Below are 4,613 nucleotides of genomic sequence, written 5' to 3' on the forward strand. Positions count from 1 at the left end.
GACAAAAACCGCACGCCCGCGGTTAAACCACCAGCCAATCGCCCCGCCCAGCACCGCCAGCAAAAATGGCCCGTATCGGACCAATCCGGAAAGTTCGGCTGGCACCAGCGTCGGTGAAACGGCCAGCACCAGACACGCGCCCAAAATCAGGGCAGGTGCCAGACCGGCAGAAACAACAATGGAATAAGCGCGACGCATGGGGCGTTCGATACTACCTGCTGATGGGGTCTAAGGGCCCGCAACCGACGGCGTTCCCGGTATCGCCGGTAATCTAACGACAGTCCGGTTAAGGGGCTATTGCTTTATCCGGCTTATCTCGAGTTTTTCTGATTTACGGGTCGCGTGCGCCGAAAGCACTAGAGACTTAAGTGTTTTAAAACTTGCCAGCATTCGCATCCGCACCCTAAATTACCCACAGGTTTACTGCGACGCACAATGATCGCAGACCACATAACTGTCACGGCGGCCACGGTACGATCCCGAAAACGGGACGCAAGAATACGCGACATGCCTCCCGCGATGATCGATTGATGATCCATCGCCTGCGACGCACTGATTGAAATGACAGGTTCTGGAGAAACGTTACCATGAGCTTCACCACACCGACCCCGGCCCCGGCACGCCTGAACCGGTCCGAACTTGCCGTTCCCGGCAGCCGGATCGAACTGTTTGAAAAGGCTGCGAAATCCAAGGCCGATGCCATTTTCCTTGATCTGGAAGACGCCGTTGCGCCCAGTGACAAGGAACAGGCGCGCAAAAACATCATCGAGGCGATCAACGATATCGACTGGGGCGACAAGGTCCTGTCGGTTCGCATCAACGGTCTTGATACCCATTATATGTATCGCGACGTCGTCGATGTTCTTGAACAGGCCGGTGACCGGCTTGATCTGATCATGATCCCCAAGGTCGGAACCGCGGCCGACGTTTACGCCCTTGATATGATGGCAACCCAGATCGAAACGGCCAAGGGCCGCAAAAAGCGCATCGGGTTTGAGCTGATCATTGAAACCGCCCTTGGCATGCAAAACATCCATGAAATTGCCGCGGGCTCCCCGCGCAATGAAAGTCTGCATTTCGGTGTCGCCGATTACGCCGCATCGACCAAGGCGATGACCACCGGCATTGGCGGCCCGAACCCGCATTATGGCGTTCTGACCGACAAGGATGGCGATAATCCGCGCGATTATCACTGGGGTGACATGTGGCACTATGCCATTGCCCGCATGGTGGTTGCGGCGCGCGCCAATGGTCTGCGCCCGATTGATGGTCCGTTTGGGGATTTCTCTGATCCTGATGGCTACCGCGCACAGGCGGCCCGCGCCATGGTTCTGGGTTGTGAGGGCAAATGGGCGATCCACCCAAGCCAGATCACCCTCGCCAACGAAGTCTATTCACCCTCTGATGCCGAAGTCACCAAGGCCAAACGCATCCTCGAAGCGATGGAAAAGGCCCAGTCCGAAGGGGCCGGTGCCGTCGCCCTTGATGGTCGCCTGATTGACATCGCGTCGATCAAACAGGCCGAAGTCATGGTCCGTCAGGCCGAAGCCATCGCCGCACGCGATGCGGGTTAAACGCCTCATATACAGATCACATCAAAAGGGCCGGCGAAAACGTCGGCCCTTTTTAGTATTATCTAGGATGCCAGTCGGCGTGATTGCCTGCCCTGCCCGTGCAGGACTTCCTGGGGATCGCCTTCACGCACCAGATGCATGTTGATGCCATCTGAACCACCACCGAGTTCCGGTTTCAGGCGCTGCTCGCCATCATAATGGCCACCATTTTGGGTGCGGTACGGGATTGGATTATCGGTGAACAAACCGGCGAGGCGTTGCTTGAACGCGGTCTTCACTTCTGCCCAGCCGTCTTCATCCATGCGATCGGTGCTATAAACCGGGAATGGCGGCATGACGTCCATACCGGGATAGAAAAGCGCACCATGCTGGATCGGCCACAACACATCATCGATGCTGCCATTAACGCCTCGGTCACTGTAATGCGGCAAATGTCCGCCAATCGGCACAATCAACATCGCGCGACGCCCGGCAAGCGTGCCCTCGCCATAGCGATCGCCCCAATGTTTTTCGTTATGTTCACCAACTCCATACGCAAAGCCATAGGCAAACACCCGATCAAACCAGCCTTTCAGGATGGCGGGCATGCCAAACCACCACAGTGGAAAGCTGAACAAAACCGCATCCGCCCACAAAAGCTTGTCCTGTTCGGCGGCGATATCCGCCGTCTGAAAGCCGGACGCATAGGCATTTTTGGACTCTGCCACATAGATCAGCCGATCAGGATTACGACGTTCGGTGAAATCGTGCGCATCAGCCAGCGGCTTCCATCCCATGGCATAAAGATCGGAAACCTGCACGGCGTGGCCGTCAGCACGCAGCGTTTCAACCGCAACATCCTTTAATGCACTGGTCAGCGATGCGGGCTCGGGATGGGCATGGACAATCAAGACATTCGACATTGGGCCGTCCTTTCCAAATGGGATCACGTTCGATGCGTGATCATGGCCTGATGTTCTGCTATCTTTGAAATTCAATAATTTTTCATCTGGTATAAATATGACAGATATCAGCAAGCTTGACCTGAACCTGCTTGTCACACTCGACACGCTGCTGGCCGAACGCAATGTCACGCATGCGGCAAGGCGCCTGAACCTTAGCCAGCCAGCGATTTCAACACGGTTGACGCGCCTGCGCGATTTACTGGGTGATCCATTATTACTGCCCGCACAGCGCGGCATGATCCCGACCGAACGCGCACTTGAACTCCAGGAACCGCTGCATCAGGCACTGGAAGGTGTGCGCCGGGTGGTTGCGGAAAACAGCCCGTTTGATCCATCAACAATCACCGCCACCATCGCCATTGCCGCCAGTGACTATGTGCAATACGCGATCCTGATGCCGCTTCTTGACATTTTGCGGCGTGATGCGCCGGGGATCAAGGTCGCCTGGCGCACGATCAACACATCCATGCTTGATACCCAGATGGCGCGCGGCGATGTCAGCCTTGCACTTTCAACCCCTGAAACAGCGCCAGAAACGCTTCGGATGCGCAAAATCTATCGCGAGGAATATGTCGCCATCGCCAGATGCGATCATCCGGCAATCGGCCGTTCGCTTGATCTCGACAGCTTTTGTGCGCTTGACCATGTGATTGTGTCCCCCGAAGGCGGCGGCTTTGAGGGGCCAGCGGATGATGCCCTGGCGGCACTTGGTCGCAAACGCAATGTTGCCCTGTCTGCGCCGGGTTTTCTTGTTGTCCCCGAAATCGTCGCGCGCAGCGATATGATCGCCCTTGTGCCCCGGCGGGTTGCCCACGGTCGAACCGGTCAGATCCAGATATTTGATCCCCCGATGCCCGTTACCGGTTTTGATATGGCGCTGATCTGGCATGATCGCACCACCACCCATCCCCTGTATCGCTGGCTCCGCGATCAGATCACAGCATTGATCGCAGATGCCTCCGCCGACTAGGGCCTGAACCCACAACAAAAAAGGCCGACCCGCGACATTCACGCGGATCGGCCCGTAATTCTGATGCCTGTTATTTTATGGCACTGCGATCAGTCGGCAATGCCATCGAAGATGATCTTGCCAATGGCCTTGCCACTTTCCAGCAATGCATGCGCTTTTTGCAGGCTTTCCGGTGACAGCGCGCCAAAGCTTTCATTCGCGGTATTGGTGATGGTGCCCTCATCAACCAACTGGGCCACCGTCGCCAGAAGCTTGTGCTGTTCAATCATGTCAGCCGTCTGGAACATCGAACGGGTAAACATGAACTCGTAGGAAAAGCTTGCCGACTTGGCTTTCAGAAGATCCACATTGTGATTTTCCTGGGCCTCGGTGATCGTGACGATCCGGCCCTGCGGCGCGATGACAGTCGCCATCACATCAAAATACTGATCGGTTTCCGACGTACAGAAGACGTAATCAACATTGGCAACATCAATCGTCGCCAGTTCTTCATCCAGCGGATTGCGATGGTTGATCACCTGATCCGCGCCAAGCTTTTTGACCCACGCCGTGGTTTCCGGGCGCGATGCGGTCGTGATGACTTTCAGACCGGCAAGCTTGGCCAACTGAATGGCAATCGATCCAACACCACCGGCCCCGCCAATGATCAGGATCGTTTTGTTTGCATTGGCATCAACCGCCGTGCGGTCAATCAGCAAACGATCAAACATCGCTTCCCAGGCGGTAATCGTCGTCAATGGCAGGGCTGCGGCGGCGGCAAAATCAAGTGACTTCGGCTTGGGCGCGACAATGCGTTCATCAACAAGTTGCAGCTGGGCATTCGAACCCGAACGGGTCACATCACCGGCATACCAGACTTCATCGCCCGGACGGAAAAGGGTGACGTCTTCGCCAACAGCCTCGACAACACCGGCCGCATCCCAACCAAGCACCTTGAAGGCACCGTCATCCTGCTTGCCCTTGCGGACTTTGAAATCGACCGGGTTCACTGCAACGCCCTTTACCCGCACAAGGATATCGCGACCCTCGGCAACCGGGGCATCGGTTTCGATCTGGGTGAACAGGCCGTCGGTTTCGACCGGGGCAGATTTATAAATACCGATGGCTTTCATCTTTGGCATTTCC

The 4,613-nt window shown here is 56.3% G+C and carries 4 protein-coding genes and 1 pseudogene; 2 read left to right on the top strand and 3 right to left on the bottom strand.

Going from position 1 to position 4,613, the window contains the following annotated elements; translation table 11 throughout:
• A pseudogene (locus B3Z49_RS15940) lies at nt 1–198 on the bottom strand (GGDEF domain-containing protein); the annotation flags it as partial.
• A 389-nt stretch (nt 199–587) separates the two neighbouring features.
• Between B3Z49_RS15940 and B3Z49_RS15945 the strand changes: the two are divergent.
• Nucleotides 588–1,574, top strand: a complete 987-nt coding sequence (locus B3Z49_RS15945; protein ID WP_286792545.1) for an HpcH/HpaI aldolase/citrate lyase family protein — start codon at nt 588–590, stop codon at nt 1,572–1,574.
• 62 nt (nt 1,575–1,636) lie between these two features.
• On the opposite strand, the gene B3Z49_RS15950 is transcribed toward B3Z49_RS15945, so the two are convergent.
• On the bottom strand, nt 1,637–2,476 hold the full coding sequence (locus B3Z49_RS15950; protein ID WP_296992657.1) for an NAD(P)H-dependent oxidoreductase: 840 nt from the start codon (nt 2,474–2,476) through the stop codon (nt 1,637–1,639).
• A gap of 97 nt (nt 2,477–2,573) precedes the next feature.
• On the opposite strand from B3Z49_RS15950, the gene B3Z49_RS15955 reads away from it, so the two are divergent.
• Nucleotides 2,574–3,488, top strand: coding sequence for a LysR family transcriptional regulator (locus B3Z49_RS15955; protein ID WP_296992659.1), 915 nt, complete (start codon nt 2,574–2,576; stop codon nt 3,486–3,488).
• 89 nt (nt 3,489–3,577) lie between these two features.
• On the opposite strand, the gene B3Z49_RS15960 is transcribed toward B3Z49_RS15955, so the two are convergent.
• Nucleotides 3,578–4,600: a zinc-binding alcohol dehydrogenase family protein gene (locus B3Z49_RS15960; RefSeq protein WP_296992662.1), complete on the bottom strand. Its 1,023-nt coding sequence runs from the start codon at nt 4,598–4,600 to the stop codon at nt 3,578–3,580.
• Between the last annotated feature and the right edge of the window lie 13 nt (nt 4,601–4,613).

This window comes from Thalassospira sp. UBA1131 (assembly GCF_002311515.1).
Classification (GTDB): domain Bacteria; phylum Pseudomonadota; class Alphaproteobacteria; order Rhodospirillales; family Thalassospiraceae; genus Thalassospira.